21 protein-coding genes and 2 pseudogenes are annotated in these 23812 nt (G+C 61.8%); 14 read left to right on the top strand and 9 right to left on the bottom strand.

Annotation, left to right across the window (positions count from 1 at the left end):
* The first annotated feature begins 83 nt into the window (after nucleotides 1–83).
* The 3 genes from ACEPP2_RS10900 (at nucleotide 84) to ACEPP2_RS10890 (ending at nucleotide 3118) form a co-directional block, all read left to right on the top strand.
* Nucleotides 84–947: a MurR/RpiR family transcriptional regulator gene (locus tag ACEPP2_RS10900; RefSeq protein ID WP_395516609.1), complete on the top strand. Its 864-nt coding sequence runs from the start codon at nucleotides 84–86 to the stop codon at nucleotides 945–947.
* Nucleotides 948–1055: 108 nt separating this feature from the next.
* The gene (locus ACEPP2_RS10895; RefSeq protein ID WP_395516608.1) at nucleotides 1056–2453 is read left to right on the top strand and encodes a sensor histidine kinase; all 1398 of its coding nucleotides are present in this window, start codon (nucleotides 1056–1058) and stop codon (nucleotides 2451–2453) included.
* Complete coding sequence (locus tag ACEPP2_RS10890) at nucleotides 2450–3118, top strand: response regulator (RefSeq protein ID WP_395516607.1); 669 nt, start codon at nucleotides 2450–2452, stop codon at nucleotides 3116–3118. The genes ACEPP2_RS10895 and ACEPP2_RS10890 overlap by 4 nt, the downstream gene beginning before the upstream one ends.
* 161 nt (nucleotides 3119–3279) lie before the next feature.
* Here ACEPP2_RS10890 and ACEPP2_RS10885 read toward each other — a convergent pair whose 3' ends face one another.
* The 4 genes and pseudogenes from ACEPP2_RS10885 to ACEPP2_RS10870 form a co-directional block, all read right to left on the bottom strand.
* Complete coding sequence (locus ACEPP2_RS10885) at nucleotides 3280–3588, bottom strand: hypothetical protein (RefSeq protein WP_395516606.1); 309 nt, start codon at nucleotides 3586–3588, stop codon at nucleotides 3280–3282.
* Nucleotides 3589–4300: 712 nt separating this feature from the next.
* Nucleotides 4301–4741, bottom strand: coding sequence for a hypothetical protein (locus tag ACEPP2_RS10880; protein ID WP_395516605.1), 441 nt, complete (start codon nucleotides 4739–4741; stop codon nucleotides 4301–4303).
* 12 nt (nucleotides 4742–4753) lie between these two features.
* Nucleotides 4754–5176 carry a hypothetical protein gene (locus tag ACEPP2_RS10875; RefSeq protein ID WP_395516604.1) on the bottom strand — a complete coding sequence of 141 codons (423 nt, stop codon included), beginning with the start codon at nucleotides 5174–5176 and terminating at the stop codon, nucleotides 4754–4756.
* A gap of 261 nt (nucleotides 5177–5437) precedes the next feature.
* Nucleotides 5438–5902 (bottom strand): annotated as a pseudogene (locus ACEPP2_RS10870) (hypothetical protein); the annotation flags it as partial.
* 418 nt (nucleotides 5903–6320) lie between these two features.
* Here ACEPP2_RS10870 and ACEPP2_RS10865 point away from each other — a divergent pair.
* From ACEPP2_RS10865 to ACEPP2_RS10850, 4 genes are read left to right on the top strand one after another with little or no spacing between them, the layout of a single operon-like run.
* Complete coding sequence (locus ACEPP2_RS10865; RefSeq protein WP_152338445.1) at nucleotides 6321–7928, top strand: carboxyl transferase domain-containing protein; 1608 nt, start codon at nucleotides 6321–6323, stop codon at nucleotides 7926–7928.
* Nucleotides 7929–7938: 10 nt separating this feature from the next.
* Nucleotides 7939–9942 (top strand): ATP-binding protein, encoded by a 2004-nt coding sequence (locus ACEPP2_RS10860; protein ID WP_395516603.1) that lies wholly within the window; start codon nucleotides 7939–7941, stop codon nucleotides 9940–9942.
* Complete coding sequence (locus ACEPP2_RS10855) at nucleotides 9935–10792, top strand: hydroxymethylglutaryl-CoA lyase (RefSeq protein ID WP_077545819.1); 858 nt, start codon at nucleotides 9935–9937, stop codon at nucleotides 10790–10792. The genes ACEPP2_RS10860 and ACEPP2_RS10855 overlap by 8 nt, the downstream gene beginning before the upstream one ends.
* Nucleotides 10789–11592 carry a crotonase/enoyl-CoA hydratase family protein gene (locus ACEPP2_RS10850; protein ID WP_395516602.1) on the top strand — a complete coding sequence of 268 codons (804 nt, stop codon included), beginning with the start codon at nucleotides 10789–10791 and terminating at the stop codon, nucleotides 11590–11592. The genes ACEPP2_RS10855 and ACEPP2_RS10850 overlap by 4 nt, the downstream gene beginning before the upstream one ends.
* A gap of 37 nt (nucleotides 11593–11629) precedes the next feature.
* Here ACEPP2_RS10850 and ACEPP2_RS10845 read toward each other — a convergent pair whose 3' ends face one another.
* From ACEPP2_RS10845 to ACEPP2_RS10825, 5 genes are all read right to left on the bottom strand, one after another.
* Nucleotides 11630–12358, bottom strand: coding sequence for a proteasome-type protease (locus ACEPP2_RS10845; protein WP_077545821.1), 729 nt, complete (start codon nucleotides 12356–12358; stop codon nucleotides 11630–11632).
* Nucleotides 12359–12404: 46 nt separating this feature from the next.
* A complete protein-coding gene (locus tag ACEPP2_RS10840) occupies nucleotides 12405–13199 on the bottom strand; it encodes a transglutaminase family protein (RefSeq protein WP_395516601.1) in 795 nt (264 codons plus the stop codon).
* Nucleotides 13200–13207: 8 nt separating this feature from the next.
* Nucleotides 13208–14146 carry an alpha-E domain-containing protein gene (locus ACEPP2_RS10835; protein ID WP_077545823.1) on the bottom strand — a complete coding sequence of 313 codons (939 nt, stop codon included), beginning with the start codon at nucleotides 14144–14146 and terminating at the stop codon, nucleotides 13208–13210.
* 30 nt (nucleotides 14147–14176) lie between these two features.
* Nucleotides 14177–15586 (bottom strand): circularly permuted type 2 ATP-grasp protein, encoded by a 1410-nt coding sequence (locus ACEPP2_RS10830; protein WP_395516600.1) that lies wholly within the window; start codon nucleotides 15584–15586, stop codon nucleotides 14177–14179.
* 209 nt (nucleotides 15587–15795) lie between these two features.
* Entirely contained in the window at nucleotides 15796–16746 is a 951-nt protein-coding gene (locus tag ACEPP2_RS10825; RefSeq protein WP_152339304.1) for a LysR substrate-binding domain-containing protein, read from the bottom strand.
* Nucleotides 16747–16893: 147 nt separating this feature from the next.
* Here ACEPP2_RS10825 and speB point away from each other — a divergent pair, with 147 nt between their 5' ends.
* From speB to ACEPP2_RS10790, 7 genes and pseudogenes are all read left to right on the top strand, one after another.
* The gene (gene speB, locus ACEPP2_RS10820) at nucleotides 16894–17952 is read left to right on the top strand and encodes an agmatinase (protein ID WP_395516599.1); all 1059 of its coding nucleotides are present in this window, start codon (nucleotides 16894–16896) and stop codon (nucleotides 17950–17952) included.
* 71 nt (nucleotides 17953–18023) lie between these two features.
* Nucleotides 18024–19112 (top strand): ABC transporter substrate-binding protein, encoded by a 1089-nt coding sequence (locus ACEPP2_RS10815; RefSeq protein ID WP_172973551.1) that lies wholly within the window; start codon nucleotides 18024–18026, stop codon nucleotides 19110–19112.
* Nucleotides 19113–19195: 83 nt separating this feature from the next.
* The gene (locus ACEPP2_RS10810) at nucleotides 19196–20230 is read left to right on the top strand and encodes an ABC transporter ATP-binding protein (protein WP_152339306.1); all 1035 of its coding nucleotides are present in this window, start codon (nucleotides 19196–19198) and stop codon (nucleotides 20228–20230) included.
* Entirely contained in the window at nucleotides 20227–21081 is an 855-nt protein-coding gene (locus ACEPP2_RS10805; protein ID WP_152339307.1) for an ABC transporter permease, read from the top strand. The genes ACEPP2_RS10810 and ACEPP2_RS10805 overlap by 4 nt, the downstream gene beginning before the upstream one ends.
* Complete coding sequence (locus ACEPP2_RS10800; protein ID WP_395516598.1) at nucleotides 21081–21875, top strand: ABC transporter permease; 795 nt, start codon at nucleotides 21081–21083, stop codon at nucleotides 21873–21875. Before ACEPP2_RS10805 ends, ACEPP2_RS10800 begins: the two co-directional genes overlap by 1 nt.
* On the top strand, nucleotides 21872–22642 hold the full coding sequence (locus ACEPP2_RS10795; protein ID WP_395516597.1) for a carbon-nitrogen hydrolase family protein: 771 nt from the start codon (nucleotides 21872–21874) through the stop codon (nucleotides 22640–22642). The genes ACEPP2_RS10800 and ACEPP2_RS10795 overlap by 4 nt, the downstream gene beginning before the upstream one ends.
* A 150-nt stretch (nucleotides 22643–22792) precedes the next feature.
* Nucleotides 22793–23776: pseudogene (locus ACEPP2_RS10790) on the top strand (zinc-dependent alcohol dehydrogenase family protein).
* Nucleotides 23777–23812 lie beyond the last annotated feature (36 nt).

Raw genomic sequence — 23812 nt, 5'->3', positions numbered from 1 at the left:
ATGGTATCAAAAGCGGGGCAAACTGAAATTCATTTTCAAAAAATGCATTCCTCGAAACGCTGCCGAAGCATAGGAAGAATCGAATGGACCTTTTTCACGCCCTTTCGGATGAGGAGGGCAGACTGTCCAGCCTTGAGGCGAAACTGGCGCAGTTTGCGTTGGAGAACGTCGATTTTGTCGTCAACTCCTCCATTGTGGAACTGGCCGAACGGGTTGGCGTCTCCCCCCCGACCGTGACACGTTTCTGCCGGCGGCTGGGTTGCCAAGGTTACTCGGATTTCAAGGTGCAACTCGCCAAGCTCGCCTATGTCGGGTTGCGATACCTGAAGCCGGAGGTTCCGACGACCACTGTGGAGGAGGTGGCGCACGATATCGTCTCGAAAGCGCAGAATGCGTTGTTCGAACTGCATCGCCAGCTCGATCTCGCCGCCATCGAAAAGGCTGCTGACATATTGCGAGGCGCCGATTTCATCCAGGCGTTCGGAGGCAGCGGTAACTCGACGATGATCGTCAATGAGCTCTACAATCGCCTCTTCCGTCTCGGCTGTCGGATCAATGCTTCCAACGACCACGGCATGAACATGATGTTGTCGGCTGCGGCACAGCCCGGAACAGTGATGTTCGGTTCGTCCTTTACTGGCCGGGACATGGGTCTTGTCCATTGCCTGGAGCTTCTGCGGCAGAACGACATCCCAACGATCGTCATGACGCAGGCGGGCTCGCCGGTCGCCGTCGCTGCGGATGTCGTGATCGCGATCGAGATGCCGGAGGGCAAGAATATTTTTCGACCGACATCCACTCGCTATGCCTATCTTGCCGCAATCGACATACTGGCCAACATGGTCGCCTATGCAGATCGCACCAAGGCACTCAGATCCCTCCGCAGCATCAAAGGCGAACTGGTGCGCAATCGAGACGGAGACGACCGCCAGCTTCTAGGGGATTAGAGGCTGAGACGGCGTCATCTGTGCTTCTTCGCCCTGAATACGCTCGCCATTGACGCCGCCAGGCGGTGCAATACTTCCTGCGCATTGTAATCGTGGCGAGAGACGAGATTGTCCCGAGCGTTTGAACGGTGGAGACAGCAGTCGTTGGCGCGCCGGTTCCTTCTGGCCGGCGGCGTCGTATCCATTGCAGCAGCACTGGTCGTGGGTGCGCTCGTAACAACCCTCATCGAGGCTGCCGTTACCAGAAACTCTGCGGCCACCACGGCGATGTATGTAGATGGCATCATCGCTCCACTACTTCCCGATCTTCAGACCACCGAGGTCCTGGACGATATTACAAGCCGCACACTGGACGAGACCTTCGGGCAGGGAGCGCTGGGAGACCGCGTCATTTCGTTTCGTCTGTGGCGGGCGGATGGGACGGTTCTCTATGCCACGGATGCCAGCATGATCGGCCGAAGCTTTGAGTTAAACGAGGAGCTTCAACGGGCGTTTTCGGGCAAGCTGGTTGCCGAGTTCGAGCGACCGGACGACGAGGAGAGCATCGCTGAACGCGCCGCCGGCATCCCGCTCCTGGAGATCTACAACCCAATTCTGCAGCCGTGGTCAGGCGAAGTCGTGGCGGTCTCGGAGTTCTACGAGGTGGCGGAGGGGTTCCAGGAAAGCCTGTGGGAGGCGAGGCTACTGAGTTGGGCAGCGGTGGCTGCGGTCGTTGCAGTCTTCTTTCTATCTCTCTCCGCCATCGTGGTTCGGGGGAGCCGGACCATTGATGATCAAAAGGCTGCCCTGACGGAGCGGGTCGCCGAATTGTCCAACCTCCTTGAGCAAAACCGCGAACTTCACAGGCGGGCCCAGCGTGCATCTCAGCGAGCGACTGCGCTGAACGAGAGTTACCTGCGCCGCCTGGGTGCTGACCTGCACGATGGTCCTGCGCAATTGGTGGCGTATGCCGCCCTTCGGATCGACAGCAAGACCCTCGTGACACCGGATACACCAGTCGCTGTCCGTGAGGTCGAGCTTTCGGCGATCAAGGCCCGGCTCCATGAGGCGATGGAAGAGATCCGCGCGATCTGCAGGGGGCTCATCCTTCCTGACATAGAAAATGGGGACCTTCACGAGGTGATCACTCGCGCCGTGAACGCCCACGTTCAACGAACAGGTTCGCCCGTGGCACTTCAATTGTCGGATGTCGGGTGCGAACTTTCGCCGTCAGCCAAGATCACCATCTACAGGTTTGTTCAAGAGGCCCTAAATAACGGCTTTCGCCACGGAGGCGGGGCTGGACAGAAAGTGTGCCAAACCCTGGGTGACAATGAGATCACGGTGGAAGTAGAGGATGAAGGTCCGGGCTTCGATGTGGAAAAGGTGAAGCCCGAGGGTCTTGGGCTTGCGGGGCTGCGGGAACGGATCGAGAGCATTGGCGGTCGCTTCAGCCTTAAGAGTTCGACAAGCGGAACAACCGTCTGCATGACGTTAAGAGCCGAGGGAGCAGAATTCACACAATGACGAACATCCGTGTCGCGGTAGTGGACGATCATCCGCTTTTCAGAGAAGGCGTTATCCGTAGCCTGGGTGAATCCCCCGGACTGGAAATCGTGGCGGAGGGAGCATCAGGCCAGGATGCGGTCACCATCGCCGAAAACGACGCGCCGGATGTGATGCTGATGGATATCTCGATGCCGGGGAACGGCCTGCAGGCGATCCAGGCAGTACTGGCGGCACAGCCAGACGCGAAGATCGTGATGCTGACGGTCTCGGAAGCCGGCGACGACCTTGCCAATGCCGTCAGGATGGGTGCGAAAGGCTACGTCCTCAAGGGCATCGGATCGCAAGGACTGGCGGAAGTGGTCAAAGCCGTCGCCTCCGGCCAGAGCTATATCGCGCCCAGTCTTTCGGCACGTCTCGTAGAGACGCTTTCGAGGTCGTCGGAGCCAAAGCACGATCCGTTCGGAGACCTCACCCATCGTGAGATGGAAGTGCTGAAGCTGGTGGCATCCGGGCTCAGCAACAAACGTATCGCCATCGCGCTCGATCTGCACGAAAAGACAATCAAGCATCACATGACGCGCATCTTCACCAAGCTCAACGTGACGAACCGCACCGAGGCAGCGCTCGCCTTGCGCGACGCCGCGCGGGAAGGGTCAGAAAGAGCGCAGGCGCGCACGATCTGAAGCGGTCGCTCTGCGGTTAATGATCTGCCTGTTGCGCGCATCGCGCATTTCGTAGCGGTTGCGGACGATCCTTTCCACCACCCCGTTCGGATGGCGCACTGTGATCGACGAGCCATTGCTGTGGACTTCTGCCTGACCAGGTGATCTGGACGATCCGCCATTTAGACGTCCTCCGCCCGACCTGCCTTCCTGGTTGCTGTTGCCGCCAGCATTGCCGCCGCTGTTGCTGTTGCCGGCTCCGCCGCCACCACCGCCGCCGGCACCGCTGCTGCCTCCACCGCCGCCGCTATTCCCACCGCCGTTGCCGCCACCGCTTCCGCCGCTGTTGCCGGCTCCGCCGCCACCACCGCCACCACCGCTGCTGCCTGCACCACTGCTGTTGCCGCCGCTGCTGCCTCCACCGCCGCCGCTATTCCCACCGCCGTTGCCGCCACCGCTTCCGCCGCTGTTGCCTTGTGCGGCAGCCTCATTGGGCGCTAGTGCTGGGCTACCCTTCAGGAAGGCCAGGCGGATCGGTGAAAACAGCGCTGCTGATGTCAGCGCGGCGAACGCGATTAGCTCTCTTCTTGTCCTCATCTGCGGTCTCTCCGCGTCCTCCGAGCGTCCGGGGTCATCCAGCATCTAGACAGCGTTCGCGGCAAAAGAAAGCCCCGCCCGTTGCGGAACGGACGGGGCAGGAGCCTGCGCAGGAAGGGACGGGCAGCGCAGGTATCCGTTGATCTCGCTACGCCGCTGCCGTGCCGAGAAGGACGAAGCCCAGGGCGAGACCAGCGATCGGAATAAGAAGCCATCGAGCCTGAAAGACGCTGTTTTCCATAATCATCTCCGCATGCATCGTTGTGTTGGGGCTTCAACGGATTTCGCGGTCCTGCCGTTCCTGCGCGCCGCGTCCTTGGGACCTTTGCGCGGAACTATCCGACCAAGGTCTGAACTTTTCCGCCCAAGCTCGGAAGTCTTCCCGGACTTAATCCGAGCAATCACACCAGAGATGCAACGGAGATGGGAGCATCTGCGAAAGACGTCCAAGCACTGCGTGCCTCGGGAGGGCGAACGGATGGATGTAGAGGAAGAGGTCGACGAGGCGTCCTGTGCCGACGCGCGTGGAAAGCCGTTTGCGGCCCTGCGGGATTCGCGAAAAAGAAACCCGCCGAAGCGGGTTAGGAAAACGCGAGACGCTCCTTCCTAGTCAGGAAGGGCAACGCTGCTGTCGGTGCGATCAATTATAGGCTTTTTGCCGGGCACATGGGACATGGTGCGGGTTGTGCTCTCGAGTTCACCATCTCTCACCCGCGTCTTTGTCTGGGACTTGCTGAAGGTGCCCTTGTCCATCGCCTGAGCGCGGGACTGCGCCTTCAGCTGGTTCGGGTTCTCATTGATCTGCGTACGGCTCTGCGCCTTTCCGTCGGCAGCAGCAGCGCTGCCGCCTGATGCGATCGAGGCGGTGGTGCCGTCGTCGGTGACGCAGGCCCCGGCAGTGCCGAGCGTGCTTGCGGAGGTTTCGCCAGCCGCGGCGCTTCCGCCGGACCCAACGGTTCCTGCCGCGTCACACTCCTGCGCATATGCCGGAGAGGCTGCGAAGATTGCAATTGCTGCTGCGGATCTAACAAGCGTTTTGCGCAACATGGGGAATGCCTTTCACTTTGCGGGTTTCGTGATGTCGCACGTACCATCCGACCGACGGGTGATAACTGTGCCGTCCGGCTGGACAACACTTGCGGTGGATAAGGACTGACCGCCGGCAGAACTGGAACTCGACGCCGACGCACCGCTTGAAAACGATGACCCGGCAGTGGAGGATGTCGATGATCCGGTGCCTGATGTAGTCGTGCTGGTTTGCCCATTGACGGTTGTCGATGACGTGACCTTTCCGCCGCCCGCGGTCACGGACGAGGATAACCCACTTGTAGCCTTCGCCTCGCTGTCATCGCTGTGGATGATGGTGCATGTGCTTCCATCTTCCAGCGTCACCCGCTCCGTCGTCGCCGCCACGGCAATACCGCCGAACAAGATGAGCGGTAAGGCGAGCGGCTGGCTCGATAGTCTGCTCAAAAGCTTCATGATCTCCTCCTGAAAGGTTGGCTCCGTCTACCGGAGCCAACCTGAGACACGTTAGCAGGTGCCGTCGTTCTTCTTGGCCTGGCCCGGAGGGCAGTCCTTGTTGCTGACGTCGTCCTGTGCTGCGCCAGCGGCACTGCCGGCAGTCCCAACGGAACTGCTGGAGGTACCGCCGCCAGCGCTGGTGCCGCCTGTCCCGAGGGTCGAAGCCGAGCCGGCGCCGCTGGCTGAGCCGGCAGCGGATCCACCGGTCCCGACGGAGCTGCTCGACTGGCCGTCGCCAGCAGAGGTTCCACCAGTGCCAAGGGTTGAGGCAGAGCCAGCGCCCTCAGCGGATCCGGCCGCGGAACCGCCTATGCCGACAGAACTGCTGGACGTACCGCCTCCCGCAGAGGTGCCGCCTGTGCCGAGGGTGGACGCCGATCCGGCGCCGTCACCAGAGCCTGCCGCAGAACCGCCCGTGCCAACCGAGCTGCTGGAAGTGCCACCTCCTGCCGACGATCCTCCGGTTCCAAGAGTGGAGGCAGAGCCAGCGTCGCAATCGGTAGCCCCAGGAGCGCAATCCGTGCTTCCGGCGGAGCTGCCGCCTGTGCCGACAGTACTGCTGGACGTCCCGCCGCCCGCGCTGGTGCCGCCGGTGCCGACGGTGCTGCTGGTTTGGGCGTAGGCTGAAAGGGCGGTCCCGGCGAGCAGCGCCGTCGCAAGTGCAAGTGGGGTCACAAGTTTCATGGGGTTCCTCCTGGGTTTACCATGCTTCGGTCGATATTCGCCAAAGCTGCAAACGGAACATCCACTCCGGCACCCTGTTCCCCGCCTGAGGCTTCAGTCGTACAGCCGCTAAGACCTAAGTCTTGTCGCGCGCGCGGGTCCAAGAGGCACCGCATGGCCGACGGAGGGATTGCTATTTGGCTATAGGAAGCGTCGGATAAGACATCCGCGGAGTTTCGGCTCATTCATGAGCGAGCTTATGACACCCACTTCTTCTGAGCTCATTCCTCAGATAACAATGTCGCAACAGGCCTCCGTCGAGGCGACCATACCGGCCATCATTTGTGGACTGGGATCGAGGCGGCGAATAAGTTCACCGTGACACGGCGCCGTTTCCCGTGCGCCTGTCTTGACACCAGCGAGGGGAGCCGCGTCCGGAATGGCAGTATTGATTTCGTCACTCTCGACCCGTTCCGACACATTCGCCGCGAATGTCAAGGCTCATCAGGCCGCGATGGAAACGGTCCATCAGGCTGCAGCGCTTGCCGTTGATGGTGGCGGTCAGCAGTCGCGGGAGCGTCACGTGGCGCGCGGCAAGATCCTGCCACGGGATCGTGTGGCGAGGCTTCTCGATCCCGGATCGCCGTTCCTGGAAATTGGAATGTTCGCTGCACATGGTCTCTACGACGGCGCGTCGCCGTCGGCGGGGCTGGTGGCCGGCGTCGGCCGCGTGTCTGGCCGCGAGGTGATGATCGTCTGCAATGATGCTACCGTCAAAGGCGGCACCTATTATCCGATGACGGTCAAGAAGCATCTTCGCGCCCAGGAGATCGCCGAGGCCAACTGCCTGCCCTGCGTATACCTCGTCGATTCAGGCGGGGCGAACCTGCCCCAGCAGGACGAGGTTTTCCCGGATCGCGACCATTTCGGCCGCATCTTCTTCAATCAGGCCAACATGTCGGCCAAGGGCATCGCGCAGATCGCGGTTGTGATGGGATCCTGTACGGCAGGTGGTGCCTATGTGCCGGCTATGTCGGACGTGACCATCATCGTCCGCGAGCAGGGCACGATCTTCCTGGCGGGCCCGCCGCTGGTCAAGGCTGCGACGGGGGAGGTCGTATCGGCGGAGGATCTCGGCGGCGGCGACGTGCATACCCGGCTGTCGGGCGTGGCTGACTACCTTGCCCGGGACGATGGCCATGCACTCGCTCTCGCGCGGCGGGCAGTCGCCAACCTCAACCTGACAAAGCCCCGGCAACTGGATCTCGCACCGGTGGAGGCTCCTCTATATGACCCGGAGGAAATCCTCGGTATCGTTCCCGCCGACCTGCGCACGCCCTACGACATCCGAGAGGTGATTGCCCGCGTGGTGGACGGCTCCCGCTTCGACGAGTTCAAGGCCCGCTACGGCACCACTCTGGTCTGCGGATTTGCGCATGTCATGGGTATGCCGGTGGGGATTGTCGCCAATAACGGCGTACTGTTTTCCGAGAGCGCCCTGAAAGGCGCTCATTTCGTCGAGCTTTGCTCGCAACGGAAGATCCCGCTGGTGTTCCTGCAGAACATCACCGGCTTCATGGTCGGTCGCAACTACGAGGCGGGCGGGATTGCGAAGGACGGGGCCAAGCTCGTCACGGCGGTGGCGACAACGAAGGTCCCCAAGATTACCATGCTGGTCGGTGGCTCGTTCGGAGCCGGCAACTACGGCATGTGCGGTCGCGCCTACAGTCCCCGCTTCCTGTGGACCTGGCCGAACTCGCGCATTTCCGTGATGGGTGGCGAGCAGGCGGCAGGTGTTCTGGCGACGGTGAGGCGCCAAGCGCTGGAGCGATCGGGAAAGACTTGGTCGGCGGAGGAGGAGACCGAGTTCAAGCGGCCGACGATCGAGATGTTCGAGCGGCAGTCGCATCCGCTCTATGCCGCGGCAAGGCTCTGGGACGACGGCATCGTGGATCCGCGAAAGACACGGGAGGTTCTCGCGCTGTCGCTGTCGGCGGCTCTGAACGCACCCATCGAAGACACACGCTTCGGCGTGTTCCGTATGTGAGGGCAGGGCAATGTTTCAGAAGATCCTGATCGCGAACCGGGGCGAGATCGCTTGCCGTGTCATCACAACCGCTGCCCGCATGGGAATAAAGACCGTTGCCATCTATTCCGATGCCGACGTGCGGGCGAAGCATGTGGCGATGGCCGACGAGGCCGTGCGCATCGGGCCGGCGGCGGTTGCCGAAAGCTATCTCCAGGGCCAGAAGATCATCGAGGCGGCGCTTCGTACCGGGGCGCAGGCCATCCATCCCGGCTACGGCTTCCTGTCGGAGAATCCCGATTTCGTCGAGGCAGTCGAGGCGGCAGGTCTCGTTTTCATCGGTCCTCCGGCCTCGGCGATCCGCACCATGGGCCTTAAAGATGCGGCCAAGGCGCTGATGGCAGACGCCGGGGTTCCTGTTGTTCCGGGCTATCACGGTGAAAATCAGGACCCGCAATTTCTTGCGGAGGAGGCGAGCAAGATCGGCTATCCGGTGCTGATCAAGGCCCGCGCCGGCGGCGGCGGCAAGGGCATGCGCCTTGTCGAGCAGCCCGCCCACTTCATGGAAGCCCTGGCAGGCGCACGGCGGGAAGGGCAGGCCAGTTTCGGCGACCCGACCTGCCTGATCGAAAAATACATCACGCATCCCCGCCATATCGAGATCCAGGTCTTTGGAGACGGCCACGGCAATGTCATCCATCTCTTCGAACGAGACTGTTCGCTCCAGCGCCGCCACCAGAAGGTGATCGAGGAGGCCCCGGCGCCGGGCATGCCTGCAGCCGTTCGCGAGGCGATGGGCAGGGCCGCAGTCGAGGCCGCCACGGCAATCGGCTACACGGGCGCCGGTACTGTGGAGTTCATCGTCGACGGATCTGGCCCGTTGCGGGGAGACGGTTTCTGGTTCATGGAGATGAACACGAGGCTTCAGGTGGAGCATCCCGTCTCCGAAGCCATCACCGGGCTTGATTTCGTCGAGCTGCAGCTCCGGGTCGCTGCGGGTGAGCCGCTGCCGGTAAGGCAGGACGATCTGGCGATCAATGGCTGGGCCTTCGAAGCGCGGGTCTATGCCGAAGACGTGCCCAAAGGGTTCCTTCCTGCGACCGGAGAACTCCGCCATCTGCATTTCCCGGCGGCAACCGCATTCGAAGTAGGTTCCGTCCGCATCGACTCCGGTGTGCGGCAAGGGGATGAAATCAGCCCATGGTACGACCCGATGATCGCGAAGGTCATCGTCCACGGACCGACGCGCTCGGCAGCGCTGAACATGCTTTCCTCTGCGCTGGAAGGCTGCCGGATTGTCGGCTCGGTCACGAATGTCGAGTTCCTGGCGGCGCTCTCGCGACACGAAGGATTCCGCCGGGGCGAGGTCGAGACCGGCCTCATCGCACGCGACATGGCCGAACTGATGCCTGCCTCGGAGCCATCGCTCGACGTTCTGGCACTGGCGGCGCTTGGTGGCCTGAACCTGCTGCGTGCAGAGCAAGGTTCCGATCCATGGGATAGTCTCGTAGGCTGGCGACACTGGTCGGATGCGCGGCAGTTCGTGCACCTGGAAGGCGGCGACAGGTGCATCGAGGCGCAGGTGACGAGCCTTGGCCAAGGACGATTCACTGTCTCGGTCATGGGGGAAACCGCGATGTTGAACGTGATGGTTCTCGGCGGCCCCGCCGTCCGGGTGGAGACGGATGGCCACCAGTTCAATGCCGATATCGTGCGTGAAACCGATCGCGTCTCGGTGTTTGTCAGCGGGCGCAGTTTCTCGTTCGGCCTGGCTGATGCACTTACGGATGTGGATGAGGGGCAGGCCGCAGGTGACACGATCACCGCACCCATGCCCGGACTTGTCAGGGCAGTTTACGGAAGGCCGGGTGCATCCGTCACCAAAGGCGAGGCCCTGCTTGTCCTTGAGGCGATGAAGATGGAACACACCCTGTTTGCACCGCGCGACGGAGTTGTCTCGGAAGTCCTGGCGGCAGAGGGCGACCAGGTTACCAACGGGACGTTGCTGCTGGCGCTGGAGCCGCAGGATGAGTGATCACGTGACGATCTTCGAGGTGGCGCCGCGGGACGGGCTGCAGAACGAGCTGGCAATGATCGCGACGGCCGACAAGGTCCGGCTCGTAAACCTGCTAAGCGCATGCGGCTTCACCCGGATCGAGGTGACAAGCTTTGTCAGTGCGAAATGGGTGCCGCAGATGGCGGATGCGGCCGATGTGATGACGCGCATCGAGCGCCGAAAGGGCGTCTCCTATGCTGCCTTGACGCCCAACCTTCGCGGCTTCGAGGCGGCGGAGGCTGCCGGTGCGGATGAGGTTGCCATCTTCGCCTCGGCGTCCGAAGGCTTCAGCCGTGCCAACATCAACTGTTCGGTTGCAGAGAGCCTCGAGCGCTTCGGCCCCGTGGCTGAAGCTGCACGCGCGGCAGCGGTACCGCTCCGTGGTTACATATCCTGCGTCACGGATTGCCCCTTCGACGGTCCGACTGATCCGGGCAGGGTGGCGGAGGTTGCGGCGAAGCTGGTCGCCATGGGCTGCCATGAAATCAGTCTGGGGGATACGATCGGGGCGGGGACGCCGGACACGGTCGCTCGCATGCTCGATACGGTTCTGACTTCTGTCCCCGCCAATCGGCTGGCGGGGCACTATCATGACACCGGAGGACGAGCCCTCGACAATATCCGCGTCAGCCTTGATCGCGGGCTTCGCACCTTCGATGCGTCAGCGGGCGGGCTCGGCGGATGCCCCTACGCCCCGGGTGCCAAGGGTAATGTTGCCACCGAGGCGGTGGTTGAACTGGTGGAGTCGCTGGGGTTCGGCACCGGTATTGATCGGGAACGCCTGGCCGAGGCAGTTGTGTTCGCACGCAAGTTGAGGAAAGTGGGATGAGTTATAAAACGCTGGACGTGCGGGTTGACGACCGAGGTGTCGCCTATGTCAGCCTCAACCGGCCCGACAAGCGCAACAGTCTGTCGGCGCAGATGATCGAGGATCTGACGCGGATGGCTGGTACCTTGGGCGCCGATCCAGCCGTCCGTGCCGTTGTCCTTTCCGGCGCGGGCGAGGTCTTCTGCGCGGGCGGTGACTTGACCTGGATGAAGGCGCAGATCGAAGCGGACCGGGCAACCCGCATACGGGAGGCGCGCAAGCTAGCACTCATGCTGAACGCGCTGAACACCGTGCCGAAGCCGCTGATCGGCCGCATCCATGGTGGGGCGTTCGGGGGCGGCGTGGGCCTGACCTGCGTCTGCGACGTGGCGATTGCGGAAACTGCCACGCGGTTCGGACTGACGGAGACGCGGCTTGGGCTGATCCCGGCCACCATAGGTCCCTATGTCGTGGCGCGGATGGGTGAGGGAAATGCGCGTCGCGTCTTCATGTCGGCCCGGCTTTTCGACGCTGATGAAGCCGCGGCACTCGGTATCGTGGCCCGCGCCGTGCCGAACGTCGAGCTTGATGATGCCGTCGAAGCCGAGATCCAGCCCTATCTGCTGGTCGCTCCCGGTGCAGTGGCGGCCGCTAAGAAACTGGTACGCAGCCTTGGGCCTCGCATCGATGAAACCGTGATCGACGATACCATCCGGCGCCTGGCCGACACCTGGGAAGGGCCGGAGGCGCGGGCAGGCATCATGGCGTTCCTGGAGAAGAAGGTGGCTCCGTGGGCTCCCGGTGGGCACGACGTTTCGTAGCCGCGCCCTTTCCCGGCTGCGCTGCCTTCAGATGTGCCTAGAACTCGAAGTCCGGTAGGCTTTTGAACGCTGATCTGAGTGCTTGCGACCATCCGTCTGAGATTGCCCGAAAGCAAGGATCATCCTGTTCGATGCGTTTCTGATGCCCGACCTTGAAGCTGTCGGCGGGGTAGCAGAGAAGGTCGAGGGGCAGGCCGACGGAGAGGTTCGATTTCACCGTCGAATCGAAGGAGACAAGAAGCAGTTTGGCCGTTTCCTCGAAGCTCAGGTCCATCTCATGAGCGCGAATGAGGATAGGCTTGCCGTATTTAGTCTCGCCAATCTGGAAGAACGGAGTGTCGGGCCCGGATTCGATGAAATTGCCTTCCGGATAGATGAGAAAGAGGCGCGGCTCGCCGCCGCGGATCTGGCCGCCGAGAATGAAGCTGGCGCCGAAGGCGTCGGCGCTTTGGCCGCCGATTGCAGCCTGACGGATCACCTCCTTCAGCGTATCGCCAACGAGGCGGGCTGTCTGAAACATGGATGGGGTGGCCAGAATAGACGGCGTGCGGTCTTCCGGCGCCTTGCTGCGTTCGTCGAGGAGGCTTGCAACCGCCTGGGTGGTGGCAAGGTTGCCCGCCGATAACAGCACGATGACGCGTTCGTCCGGTCGCTCCCAGACCTTCATCTTGCGGAAGGTCGAGATATTGTCCACACCCGCATTGGTGCGGGTATCGGACATGAAAACAAGTCCGCTGCCTATCTTCAGTCCCACGCAATATGTCATCAGGCTGGCCTTCCTGGCGGCGAGAGTGACTCGCCTTTCGGGACGATTACTGCTCGACCGTGAGCCGAACCGCAAGATGTTCTTCAGCCTGGCCCAGTCTGATCCCCATCACCGGCATTGCATCCCGATAGTCGCGGCCACAGGCGATGCGAACATACCGCTCATCCGGCGATATGCCGTTGGAGCAGTCAAACCCGATCCAGCCCAAGCCTTCCACATGCGCCTCAGCCCATGCATGGGTGGCCGTCTGCGCGTCGATCGCGTCAAGGTTCAGGTAGCCGCTGACATACCGAGCAGGGAACCCCATGAGCCTCGCTGCTGCAATGAAGACGTGGGAATGGTCCTGGCAGACGCCCTGACCCTTGGCGAGTGCTTCTTCGGCCGTGGTCACCGCGTCAGTAGCTCCGATCGTATAAGCAACCCGCTCCCCCACCAGTCGCATCAGTTCGTGAAGCCGCTCAAGATCGCTACCGACCGGGACAAGAGCCACGACCGCCTCCGTTGCTGGCCCCGGCCGGGAGAGGTCCGTCGGTTGCCTGAACAGCCAGAGCGGCGCCAGTCCACGGTGGATGCCAAGTATGCCGTGGTTGTCGATGGTCTCCACGGTTCCCGAGGCATGGATCGCGATCCGGTGCGGTTCCCCGTCGACGCTCAGAAGCGAGGTCGTATTGCCGAAAGAATCGTCGTAGGTCACTTCCACCTTGGCGCCGTCCATGGAAATATTCCAGTCGATCACGGTCTGCAATGCAGAGGATCGCGGTACCAACCGAAGGCGCTGAAGCGAATAGATCAGCGGCGCGTCGTAGTGGTACTCGGTGCTGTGGGTGATCCTGAGCAGCATGGCGGGCCTCAGTGAAAGCGGTAATCGGTCATGATTTGGTCGCCCAGTCTCGCATTGGCCCTGATGAAGTCCGACAGGAACTCGTGGAGCCCAGTCTCGAAGATATCCGCGATCGAAAGCTCCCGCAGCTTCTTCGACTGCGCCTGCGCAATATCATGGCAGCGATGCCGCACGTCGTACTCGTCCGCGAGAAAGCCAAGCGCGTCATTGATGCCGAGATAGCAGTAGGCGAGCGATCGCGGCAGTCGACGGTTCAAAATCAGATAGTCGGCGATATTCGCAGCAGTGTAGTCGCCGTAGCTCCAGCGGAAGGAACGCTGTGCGGAGACGGAGCGCAGGATTGCGTGCCACTGGTGATTGTCCAGCGACGTCCCGACCCAGTGGACGGAGGGAAGCAGGACGTAGTACTTCACATCGAGGATGCGGGCCGTGTTGTCAGCCCTTTCAATCATCGTTCCAAGCCTAGCAAAGTCGAAGATGTCATTGCGCAGCATCGTGCCTTGGAACGACCCCCGGATAAGCGCCGTTTCGCGCTTGATGATCTCCAGAACCTGTGGCAGTTCACGCTCGTCGACCGGATGCCTCAGCAGGCGACGAAGCGCCATCCACGCTTCATTGACACTCTCCCAGACCTCGCGGGTAAGTGCGGTGCGGACCATTCGTCCGTTCTGCCGGGCGTTTTCCATGCAGGTCATGACGCTGGAGGGATTTCTCGGGTCGCGCAACAGGAAGTCGATGACCGCATCGGCGTCATAAGATCCTACGCTCTCATCGAATGCCTGGCTTACGCCTGCGCTGCGCATCACCGACATCCATTCATCGGCGGCGGCAGAGGTCTGCGTCAAGGCGAGCCTGAGGCCGGTGTCGATCAGGCGGGCCATGTTCTCTGCCCGCTCTATATAGCGGCTCATCCAGTATAGACCATTTGCGGTGCGCCCCAGCAGCATGGTCAGCCCCGTCGCATCGTCTTGGGAGAGCTAGTCATCAAGCACCCATGTGTCCTTGGTTCCTCCTCCCTGAGAAGAGTTGACCACGAGCGACCCCTCCTTGAGGGCCACTCGGGTGAGCCCGCCAGGCACGATCTTGATCTGGTCCGACACCAGCACGAAGGGCCGCAGGTCGACGTGGCGCGGTGCCAATCCCTTTTCAGTCAGCACAGGACAGGTCGACAGCGCCAATGTTGGCTGGGCGATGTAGTTGGACGGGAAGGCTCTCAACTTGGCGGCAAAGGCCTCTCGCTCCTCCTTCGAAGCGGCGGGGCCAACGAGCATTCCGTAGCCGCCCGATCCATGCACCTCCTTGACCACGAGTTCCTCGAGATTGTCGAGGACGTAGGAGAGGCTCTCGGGGTCCGCACAGCGCCATGTCGGGACGTTGCGGAGAATGGCCTTGCGGCCGGTATAGAACTCGACGATTTCAGGCATGTAGGAATAAATAGCCTTGTCGTCCGCAATGCTGGTACCGGGGGCATTGGCGATCGCCACGTTGCCGGCACGGAAGACATCCATGATGCCGGGAACGCCGAGGATCGAATCCGGCTTGAATGTCAGTGGGTCCAGGTAGTCATCATCGAGCCGACGGTAGAGCACGTCGATCGTCTTGTATCCCTGGGTGGTCCGCATAGCGACGCGGCCGTCGACAACACGCAGATCCTGCCCCTCCACGAGTTCAACACCCATCTGGTCGGCAAGAAAAGCATGCTCGAAATAGGCGGAATTGAAGCTGCCGGGTGTCAGCACCGCAAGCGTCGGGCTGCCCTTGCACCCGTCCGGCCTGGCGGCGGCAAGCGAATCCCGCAGGAGCTGCGGGTAGTTTTCCACGGGCAAGACCCTGATCTTCTGGAACAGCTCTGGGAAGAGCTGCATCATCGTCTCCCGGTTTTCCAGCATGTAGGAGACGCCCGAAGGGGTGCGCGCATTGTCCTCGAGCACGTAGAATTCGTCTTCGCCGGTACGGACGATGTCCACACCGATGATGTGAGTGTAGACGCCGCCCGGCGGTCGCACGCCGATCATTTCCGGCACGAAGGCCTTGTTCCTGGCGATCAGATCGGTCGGGATGCGGCCGGCTTTTAGTATTTCTTGCCGGTGATAGATATCGTACAGGAATGCGTTGAGCGCTCGAACCCTCTGCTCAATGCCTTGCACCAGAAGCCGCCACTCCTTGCCGGACAGGATACGTGGCACGATGTCGAATGGGATCAGCCTTTCCGCGGCTTCGGGATCACCATAAACGGCAAAGGTGATGCCAGTGCGTCGGAAGACTTTCTCGGCGTCCTCTGATTTTATCCTCAGTCGTTCGGCATCCTGCCGCTCGAACCAACTGGCATAGGCGTTGTAAGGTGGCCTGATCTGGTCGCCCAGACGCATCTCGTCGAATGTATCCACGAAGTACTCCCTCGGAGTATTTGTCGCGACCTGATCGATATTTGCAAGTAGAATTTCTGATCTTTATTTCTTGATGAAGTAATAGGCGGGATGCCTCGGTTATGTACGCGACGTGATCAAGGGAGAGGCAAGTGTCGGTCCGCCAGACTCGCCCGCGACGGCGGCTTCTCAAATGCCATCGTCGAATGGCTAATATGATAGCCACCCGTTTAAGTCCTACCTCCCGCCTTGCTCCGCAGCAGAGTTCGACCGAGGGTGGACGGCTCCGGCAGCCGGTCTGCTTCGAGCGACGCAAAAAGCCAATCGATGAAGACGCGGACGATGGGGGCGGCGCGCATTTCGTGGCGGCAGGCAACATAGAATGCGTCGTTCGCGGGCACGCTGAGATCGAAGGGGACCAGGAGTTCGCCTTCTGCGATGAGTTTTGCCGCGGTTATCGTATCGCCCAGCGCGACACCCTGTCCCTGGAGCGCTGCCTCCGTGGAGAAGCGTGCATCGCCCATGAAATGCTGTCGGCGTCGGGGAATGTCCGCACCGTCGGCCGCAGCCAGCCACGTGTTCCATTCCCGGCCGTCGGTATCGCCATGCAGAAGAACATGGTCTTCCAGGTCTCTCATCGACCGCAGCGGCCGGCTGTTGAGCAGGGTGGGGCTGGCCACGGGAAAGAGCTGCAGATTGCTCCAGAGCCGTGTCCAGGCATCCGGCCAATTGCCGTCGCCGTATAGGACGCAGACATCCACATCCGATGAATGGAGGTGGCGGGGGTCATTGGATGCCGCAAGCTTCAGGGTCAGGTCGGGATACTGGTCCGTAAACGAAGACAGCCGTGGGACGATCCAGAACGACAGGAGAGCCGGGACGCAGGTGATGGAGAGGCTTCCCCTCGTCGCCGGCCGCTGCATCTGGGCAGTTGCCGCGGCAATCCCGCTGAAGGCCTGGGTGACGGCCGGCAACAGGAGGGCGCCGGCGGCCGTGAGCTTCATGCGCTTCCCGCCGCGTTCGAAGAGAGCGGTGTCCAGCGCCTCCTCCAGCGCTTTCAGCTGATGGCTCACTGCGCCATGGGTCACCCGCAGTTCCCGGGCGGCAGCCGATACCGAGCCGAGGCGCGCCGTTGCCTCGAAGGCGCGAAGCGGGTTGAGCGGCGGCAGACGGCCGTTCATCTTTGTCTCCTGTGTGTGAATTTTCCTCACAGCTTCTGCTAGAACATTGTCAATTGCATTTCCAGCTACTCTTTGCCGATAATGATGAAAACAGAGGCGACACGTTCGCTGGAACCAAAAATAGGCACATGGGGAGCGGTCGGATCTATGGCCCTGAACGACGAAAAGCTGAAGGAACTGCGGGAGAAATACGGGAGCGGGCACGGGGGCGATCTCTATGACCCGGACTTTCGCAAGGTGGGGGAAAAGATCTTCTCGAAGAGCGGGAGCAGGATCGCCCCCTATGCCGGCGTCCCGACATTTCTTTCTGCTCCATTCAGGCAGGTGGATGCGGAAAATCCCGAACTTGGTGACTTGCAGGTGGCCATAACCGGGGTGCCGATGGATCTGGGCGTAACGAACCGGCCCGGATCGCGTTTCGGGCCGCGCGCCTTGCGGGCGATAGAGCGGATTGGCCCATATAATCACGTCCTGAAGACGGCGCCGGTGTTCGATCTTCGCGTTGCAGATATCGGCGACGTGCCGCTGCGCAGCCGCTACGACCTTGAAATGTGCCACCAGGACATCGAGAAGCGCTTCACCCAGATCGTCAATGCGGGCGTGGTGCCGCTCGCGGTTGGCGGCGATCACTCCATCAGCCAGTCCATCCTGAAGGCAGTGGGTCGACGCGCGCCGGTGGGAATGATCCATATCGACGCCCATTGCGACACGAGCGGCCCCTTTGACCATAGCAAGTTCCATCATGCGGGCCCGTTCAGAAACGCGGTGCTGGACGGGGTGCTGGATCCTACTCGGACGATCCAGATCGGTATTCGCGGTGCAGCGGAATATATCTGGGAGTTTTCCTATGCGTCCGGCATGACGGTCATTCATGCAGAAGAGGTGCCTGGACTCGGGATCCCGGCTATCATTGAGAAGGCGCGGGCGGTGGTCGGCGAGGGTCCGACCTATCTGTCCTTCGACATCGACAGCCTCGATCCGGGGTTTGCTCCGGGAACCGGTACCCCCGAGATCGGCGGCCTGACGACGCGTGAAGTCCTGGAACTCATTCGCGGCCTGAAGGGGCTGAACCTTGTCGGGGGCGACGTGGTGGAGGTCGCGCCGCAGTATGATCCGACCAGCAACACGGCCCAGGCCGGCGCGCAGATGCTGTTTGAAATTCTCAGCCTGATGGTGTTCAGCCCTTCCGTGACGGGCAAGCCCTGACGTAGACTGAAGACAAGAGTGGGAACTGGCTGCGCAGGCACAGAACCTGCCGGCAAACAAAGGAGAAAGACATGGGTAAGATCTTCAACATGCAGCCGACCCGCCGCGCGGTACTTGGCGCCGGCCTGGCAGGTGCGTCGATGCTGGCAATGCCGTCCATCCTGCGCGCTCAGGACCGTTCGCTGAAGGTCGGCGTCTACGGGGGCTACTTCAAGGACTCCTTCGACAAGAACATTTTTCCGGAATTCACCAAGGCAACCGGCATTGCGGTAGAATCCATTGCCGAGCCGACGGGCGAGGCGTGGCTGGTGCAGCTGGAGCAGGCGGCGCGCGCTGGCCAGGCGCCGGCGGACGTCTCGATGATGTCGCAGGTGGCGCTGTTGAAGGGGCAATCGACCGAGCTCTGGGCTCCGCTCGACATGGCGAAGATCGGGAACGCTTCCGGCCTCATCGACACCTTCATCAACAAGTACCCTGATGGTCGCGTCGCCGGCATCGGTGCCGTGTCCTGGTATATCACGCTCGTCACCAATACCGACGTCTATCCCGAGGCGCCCACTTCCTGGGCTGCCCTGTGGGATCCGGCAAACGCCGACAAGCTGGGCCTGCTTGCGCTCGTCTCCAATTCCTTCCTGCTCGAGGTGACGGCGAAGACGCATCTCGGCGGCACCGATATCCTCGCAACCGAGGAGGGGATCCTCCAGGCCTTCGAAAAGCTGGCAGAGGTAAAGCCGAATGTACGGCTGTGGTATCGCGACGAGGCGCAGTTCGAGCAGTCCCTGAAATCGGGCGAAATCCCGATGGGCCAGTACTATCATGACGTGACAGGACTTGCTGCTGCGGACGGCCATCCCGTGCGTTCCACCTTCCCGAAGGAGGGCGGTATCCTCGATTCCGGAAGCTGGGCTCTCTCGCGCGCCTCCGAGAAGGTCGAAGAGGCGCATATCTTCATCGATTACATGTGCCAGCCGGCCGTCCAGGCGACGCTGTCGCGCAAGGTCGGCACGTCTCCGACGGTCAAGCGCGATCTCCTCGACCTGACAGCCGAGGAATTCGACGCGGTTTCGTCCGATATCGATCCGATCATTCCGCGTTACGAGATGTACCAGCAGAAATCCGACTTCCTGAACCAGAAGTGGACGGAGATGATTGCAGGCTGATCCTGCGACGGCCACCCTCCCGATCAGGGAGGGTGGCTTCCCTTCAAAGACAAGAAGCTTCTTGAAAGCCGAGCGTAGAGCAGATGTCCGGACTGACCCTTAGCCATGTGACGAAAGAGTTCGGCACGTTCAAAGCCGTGAACAATGTCAGCCTTTCGGTTCCGGACGGGACCTTTGTCTGCCTCCTCGGTCCATCCGGATGCGGCAAGACCACGTTGATGCGGATGGTCGCTGGCCTTGACCTTCCGACGGAAGGCTCGATCACCTTGGGCGGCGAAGACATCACGCGCGTCCCGACCCACAAGCGCAATCTCGGCATGGTCTTCCAGTCGCTCGCACTGTTCCCGCACCTGACAGTTGGTGAGAACATCGCCTACGCTCTGCGCATCCGTGGCGTTTCAAAGGACGAGCAGAAGAAGCGGGTCGACGAGCTTCTGTCGATGATCCATCTGCCCGGTTTTTCCGACCGCTCCGTCAACAAGCTCTCCGGCGGCCAGCGTCAGCGGATTGCGATCGCCCGCGCCCTGGCCATCTCGCCAAAGCTCTTCCTGCTCGATGAGCCGCTATCCGCACTCGATGCGAAACTGCGCGAGGCCATGCAGGTCGAACTGCGTCAGTTGCAGCAGCGTCTCGGCATCACCACGATCGTCGTGACGCATGACCAGCGCGAGGCGATGACCATGGCGGATACCGTCGTGGTCATGAACGGCGGTGAAATCCGCCAGGCCGCAGCGCCTGTGGACATTTATCGGCGGCCAGCCGACTCCTTCGTCGCCGACTTCATCGGCTCGACGAACCTCATTCCATTCACAACCGACGGCAAGGGAGAGGCATCCATCTTCGGTTCCTCCGTCGCAGGTCTCACGCTCGGCACCACGAGAAGCGGCACCATCTCCGTCCGGCCGGAGGATGTGCAGATCGTCCCGTCAGCGGAAAGCAGTCTGGCCGGAAAGGTCACCTTCGTCCGTGACCTCGGCGGGAGCGTCGAAACCTTCATCGAGGCGGGCGGGCAGCAGATCGTCGCCGTATCCGCCCCGCGCTCGCGGCCCGATGTCACTGTCGGGCAGACGGTCGGCCTGCGCTTCGACCCAGAGACGAGCGTGGTGCTGGCGCGATGAGGCGGGAGGCACCGCAGCGCCTGGCCGACTACGGACCGCTCGTCTTTCCGGCGGGGATGCTGATCGTCTTCTTCGTCATTCCCTTTGCCACCATGATCGCTGTCTCCTTCTTCGAACGGCAGCAGGGCGGCTTCTACGAACCGGCCTTCGTCCTCGACAATTACGGACGCTTTCTCAGCCTGTTCTTCGGCAAGGTCCTCGGTTTCTCGCTTTTCCTCGCCATGGCGGTTGCGGCCGCATGTGTCGCCATTGGCGTGCCCTTCACTTATCTCCTCTCCTGCGCTTCGAGGCGGGTGCAGATCTGGTGGCTCGTGGTCCTCCTCTCCATCCTTTCCCTCTCGGAGGTGATGATCGGCTTTGCATGGTCGACGCTCCTGTCCCGGACGGCAGGACTTACCAATCTGCTCGTCATGCTCGGTCTCATGGAAAGCCCGCAGGCGCTAACGCCAAGCTTCGGCGCGGTGATGACTGCGATGACCTACCAGGCGCTGCCCTATACCGTTCTCGTCCTCTACCCGGCTCTTGTGCGGCTTGATCCGACGCTCACGGAAGCTGCCCGGACCCTGGGAGCCTCGCCTGTCAGGGCCTTCTTCTCCGTCGTGGTGCCGGCGCTTCGCAACACCATCCTCGCGACATTGATCATGGTGTTCATCTTCGCGCTGGGTTCCTATCTGCTGCCGCAATTGCTGGGCCGGCCGCAGCACTGGACACTCTCGGTGCTCATCACGGATCAGGCGATCTACCAGTCGAACATGCCGTTCGCCGCGGCCATGGCAGTCTTCCTGGTGCTTGTCTCGCTCGCGCTGGTTGGTCTTGCCTTCTACGCTGGACGGCAAAAGGAGGCGGCGTGATGACGGCTCTGCGACGCTTCTTCTTCCTTGCTGTCGGCCTCTTTCTGGCACTGCCACTGATCGTTGTGGCAGGCGTCTCTATCAATGAGAAGCAGACCCTGGCCTTTCCGCCACAGGGATTTTCCCTGTCCTGGTATGGAGAGATCTTCGCGAATGACGAGTGGAGAAGCGCGCTCTTTGCCTCTCTGACACTCGCGGCCACCTCAGCCGCACTTGCGCTGCTCGTAGCGCTGCCGCTTGCGTGGTTTCTGTGGCGTCGGGTGGCGCCGTGGGCCAACATCTTCCAGCTGCTCGGGGTTGCCCCATTCACCCTGCCGCCCGTCATAACCGCACTAGGTCTCCTGACCTTCTGGGCAACCAGCGGGTTCTACGGCCAGCCGTGGACCGCCGTCATCAGCCACGCAATCTTCTTCGTGACTCTGCCGCTCGTCACGCTGTCGCTCGGCTTTTCGGCGATCGACCGGTCCCTCGTCGAGGCCGCCGCGACCATGGGAGCAGACGACCGGACGATCTTCCGCACGGTCATTTTCCCGCTGATTCTGCCCTATATGGTGTCCGGGTATGCCTTCGCCTTCGTCCTATCGCTCAACGAGTATATCGTCGCCTACATGACGGTTGGCTTCACTATGGAAACCCTGCCCATCAAGATCTTCAACGCCTTGCGCTACGGCTATACGCCGACCATGGCCTCGGTAACCGTCTTCTTCCTGGCGATCGCAGCGCTTGTGTTCGGTGCAATCGCCAGATTTGGCGACCTTCCGAAGCTGCTCGGCGCAATGACGAGTGACCGATGAAGATCGCCGGATACCAGATGCAGTCGATGACGGGCGACGTCGAAGCCAATCTCGACAAGATCGCCAAGGCTGCTGCACGCGCCGCAGAACAGGGTGCGAGGCTGCTGATCGCGCCGGAACTTGCGATCAACGGATATGGTGCTGCTGAGGCGCTTGTCGAAACCGCGGTATCGGCCCAGTCACCAACGATGGCGCGCCTGTCGGAGATGGCAGCCCGCAATGGGCTCACGATCGTTGCCGGTTTTGCCGAGTCCGATGGTGATACCATCTACAACAGCGCAGTACTCACCGACGGCTCCGGGGAGTTCGCCGTCTATCGCAAGTCGCACCTTTACGGGCCCTATGAGCGGCGCTGGTTCTCCGTGGAAGAACCTCGCGCCATCCTGGCCGATGTCGACGGCATGCGCGTCGGCATGCTGATCTGCTACGACGTCGAGTTTCCAGAGAACGTCCGCCGGCTGGCGAAGGCGGGTGCCGATCTGGTGGTGGTACCGACGGCTCTTCCCATCGGCTGGTCGGGCAGCTTCATTGCCGAGCACATGATCCGGGTCAGGGCCTTCGAGAACCAGGTCTTCGTCGCCTATATCAACCACTGCGGTGCGGACCGGAATTTCGCCTATGCGGGCCGATCCCATATCGCAGCGCCTGACGGCAGCCTTCTGGCGGATGCGCCTGCGGATGAGGAGGCCCTGTTCTTCGCCGAAATCGTTGCCTCCGCATTCGACCAGTCGCGCGCAGAGAATACCTATCTGAGGGATCTGCGCTAGTTGCTGCCGGTGGGATCTGCGGTCGTCACGCCTCGTGACGCGCCGCTGGATCGTTCGCGCTCGGCGCCGATCGCTTCAGCGGCCTCGTGCCATGTCGACGTTGTCGTTTTTCATGGTGCTATAATCTGACCTAGTAGGGAGGACGGCATTATGCGCGCGATGGTGTTGCACAAAATTGGGCAGCCGCTGGTGCTTTTGGAACGGCAAGACCCGCTGCCGGGAGCAGGCCAGATTCTCCTCCGGGTCGAGGCCTGTGCCGTCTGTCGCACCGATCTCCATGTGGTCGACGGTGACTTGCCCAGTCCGAAGTTGCCGCTCGTTCCGGGACATGAAATCGTGGGTCGCGTCGAGGCGGTCGGTGAGGGTGTTTCCCGGGACAGGCTTGGCCGGCGTGTCGGGATACCCTGGCGTGGCCACACCTGCGGACACTGCAGTTATTGCACGAATGGGCAGGAAAACCTCTGCGACGAGCCGCTGTTCACGGGCTATACCCGCGACGGGGGCTTCGCTACCCATGTGGTCGCGGATCAGGAGTATGCATTCGAACTTGCCGAGGATGGGGATCCGGTGTCTCTCGCGCCGCTTTTGTGTGCGGGCCTGATCGGCTGGCGATCCTTGAAGAAGGCCGGTGAAGGGAGGCGGATCGGCCTCTACGGGTTCGGAGCCGCTGCGCACATAATCGCCCAGATCTGCCGTTGGTAGGGACGCGAAGTCTTCGCCTTCAGCAAGCCAGGCGACGTGCAGGCGCAGGATTTCGCCAGAAGCCTCGGCGTCAGCTGGGCCGGTGCTTCCGGCGACAGGCCACCAGAGCTTCTTGATGCGGCAATCCTGTTCGCGCCCGTCGGGGAGCTGGTGCCCGAGGCCCTGAAGGTGGTGAGGAAGGGGGGCGGTATCGTTTGTGGGGGGATCCACATGAGCGACATTCCGAGCATGCCTTATGCGCTCATATGGGAGGAGCGAAGCATCTCGTCGGTCGCGAACCTTACCCGGAAGGATGCTGAGGAGTTCTTCCCAATTGCCCGGGCTGCAGGGGTGATAACCCATACTGTACCCTACCCTCTGGTCGAGGCGAACGCCGCGCTGGATGACCTGCGTTCAGGCCGGCTGTCCGGTGCGGCGGTGCTGGTGCCCTGAGCCATAGCCACGGATCGTGAGATGCGCACACCAGTG

Source organism: Pseudorhizobium flavum (assembly GCF_044142885.1).
In the GTDB taxonomy this organism is placed as follows: domain Bacteria; phylum Pseudomonadota; class Alphaproteobacteria; order Rhizobiales; family Rhizobiaceae; genus Neorhizobium; species Neorhizobium flavum.
This window is presented reverse-complemented; position numbering and strand designations above follow the sequence as displayed.

What these genes read in the sequence shown, in the direction of transcription:
- ACEPP2_RS10840 (WP_395516601.1), bottom strand. Translation starts at nt 13,199, where the DNA reads ATGCTGCTCAGGATCACCCACAGCACCGAGTACCACTACGACGCGCCG.
- ACEPP2_RS10845 (WP_077545821.1), bottom strand. Translation starts at nt 12,358, where the DNA reads ATGACATATTGCGTGGGACTGAAGATAGGCAGCGGACTTGTTTTCATG.
- ACEPP2_RS10810 (WP_152339306.1), top strand. Translation starts at nt 19,196, where the DNA reads ATGTCCGGACTGACCCTTAGCCATGTGACGAAAGAGTTCGGCACGTTC.
- ACEPP2_RS10795 (WP_395516597.1), top strand. Translation starts at nt 21,872, where the DNA reads ATGAAGATCGCCGGATACCAGATGCAGTCGATGACGGGCGACGTCGAA.
- ACEPP2_RS10855 (WP_077545819.1), top strand. Translation starts at nt 9,935, where the DNA reads ATGAGTGATCACGTGACGATCTTCGAGGTGGCGCCGCGGGACGGGCTG.
- ACEPP2_RS10865 (WP_152338445.1), top strand. Translation starts at nt 6,321, where the DNA reads ATGGCAGTATTGATTTCGTCACTCTCGACCCGTTCCGACACATTCGCC.
- ACEPP2_RS10860 (WP_395516603.1), top strand. Translation starts at nt 7,939, where the DNA reads ATGTTTCAGAAGATCCTGATCGCGAACCGGGGCGAGATCGCTTGCCGT.
- ACEPP2_RS10885 (WP_395516606.1), bottom strand. Translation starts at nt 3,588, where the DNA reads ATGAGGCTGCCGCACAAGGCAACAGCGGCGGAAGCGGTGGCGGCAACG.
- ACEPP2_RS10835 (WP_077545823.1), bottom strand. Translation starts at nt 14,146, where the DNA reads ATGCTGCTGGGGCGCACCGCAAATGGTCTATACTGGATGAGCCGCTAT.
- ACEPP2_RS10800 (WP_395516598.1), top strand. Translation starts at nt 21,081, where the DNA reads ATGACGGCTCTGCGACGCTTCTTCTTCCTTGCTGTCGGCCTCTTTCTG.
- speB (WP_395516599.1), top strand. Translation starts at nt 16,894, where the DNA reads ATGGCCCTGAACGACGAAAAGCTGAAGGAACTGCGGGAGAAATACGGG.
- ACEPP2_RS10805 (WP_152339307.1), top strand. Translation starts at nt 20,227, where the DNA reads ATGAGGCGGGAGGCACCGCAGCGCCTGGCCGACTACGGACCGCTCGTC.
- ACEPP2_RS10880 (WP_395516605.1), bottom strand. Translation starts at nt 4,741, where the DNA reads ATGTTGCGCAAAACGCTTGTTAGATCCGCAGCAGCAATTGCAATCTTC.
- ACEPP2_RS10850 (WP_395516602.1), top strand. Translation starts at nt 10,789, where the DNA reads ATGAGTTATAAAACGCTGGACGTGCGGGTTGACGACCGAGGTGTCGCC.
- ACEPP2_RS10815 (WP_172973551.1), top strand. Translation starts at nt 18,024, where the DNA reads ATGGGTAAGATCTTCAACATGCAGCCGACCCGCCGCGCGGTACTTGGC.
- ACEPP2_RS10890 (WP_395516607.1), top strand. Translation starts at nt 2,450, where the DNA reads ATGACGAACATCCGTGTCGCGGTAGTGGACGATCATCCGCTTTTCAGA.
- ACEPP2_RS10900 (WP_395516609.1), top strand. Translation starts at nt 84, where the DNA reads ATGGACCTTTTTCACGCCCTTTCGGATGAGGAGGGCAGACTGTCCAGC.
- ACEPP2_RS10825 (WP_152339304.1), bottom strand. Translation starts at nt 16,746, where the DNA reads ATGAACGGCCGTCTGCCGCCGCTCAACCCGCTTCGCGCCTTCGAGGCA.
- ACEPP2_RS10875 (WP_395516604.1), bottom strand. Translation starts at nt 5,176, where the DNA reads ATGAAGCTTTTGAGCAGACTATCGAGCCAGCCGCTCGCCTTACCGCTC.